At 71.9% G+C, this 956-nt stretch carries 1 protein-coding gene; it reads left to right on the top strand.

The window, feature by feature from the left end:
* Entirely contained in the window at positions 1-909 is a 909-nt protein-coding gene (locus E1212_RS29120) for a formylglycine-generating enzyme family protein (RefSeq protein WP_131989032.1), read from the top strand.
* Positions 910-956: the final 47 nt, after the last annotated feature.

Raw genomic sequence — 956 nt, 5'->3', positions numbered from 1 at the left:
CTGCCGTTCGTGCCGCCGGTGCGCGAGGTCAAGGATGTGGCGCGGGGGATGGTGCGGCTCGCGGGTGGTGGGTTCTGGATGGGTGGTGACGATCCGGACGCGTTTCCCGCTGATGGTGAGGGTCCGGTGCGGGCGGTGAGGGTGTCGCCGTTCCTGATCGATGCCACGACGGTGACGAACCGTCAGTTCGCCGCGTTCGTGAAGGCCACGGGCTATGTGACCGAGGCGGAGCGGTTCGGGTGGTCGTTCGTGTTCGGTCTGTTCATCGGGCCGGAGCAGGCGCGGCACGTGATGGACGCGGCGGTGCCGGGCGCGCCGTGGTGGCGGGCGGTGCAGGGGGCGTTCTGGCGGGCGCCGGAGGGGCCGGGGTCGGATGTGGCGACCCGGCCGCAGCATCCGGTGGTGCACGTGTCGTGGAACGACGCGGCCGCGTATGCGGCGTGGGCGGGGAAGCGGCTGCCGACCGAGGCGGAGTGGGAGTACGCCGCGCGTGGCGGGCTGGAGCGGGCGACGTATGCGTGGGGTGATGAGCTGGTGCCGAAGAACCGGTGGCGGTGCAACATCTGGCAGGGCCGCTTCCCGACGGTGAACACCGGCGACGACGGCCACGACGGGACCGCGCCGGTGAAGTCGTACCCGCCGAACGGGTACGGGCTGTACGAGGTGGCGGGGAACGTGTGGGAATGGTGCGCGGACTGGTGGTCCACGACCTGGCACGCGCCCGAGCGGCCGCAGACGCGGACGGATCCGACGGGCCCGCCATCGGGTGAGGCGCGGGTGACCCGCGGTGGCAGCCACCTGTGCCACGACTCCTACTGCAACCGCTACCGTGTGGCCGCCCGCACCAGCAACACCCCGGACAGCTCGACCGGCAACATCGGCTTCCGCTGCGCCGCGGACCTGCCATGAGCTCGTCTCGTTTCCCCGGCTCGGTGTACCGGCGCGGTGATGAGCCG

Origin of the sequence: Jiangella ureilytica (assembly GCF_004348545.1) — a bacterium.
GTDB classification, from domain to species: Bacteria; Actinomycetota; Actinomycetes; order Jiangellales; family Jiangellaceae; genus Jiangella; species Jiangella ureilytica.
Note: the sequence above shows the minus strand (reverse complement) of the source record. Positions and strands in the feature narration are given on the sequence as shown.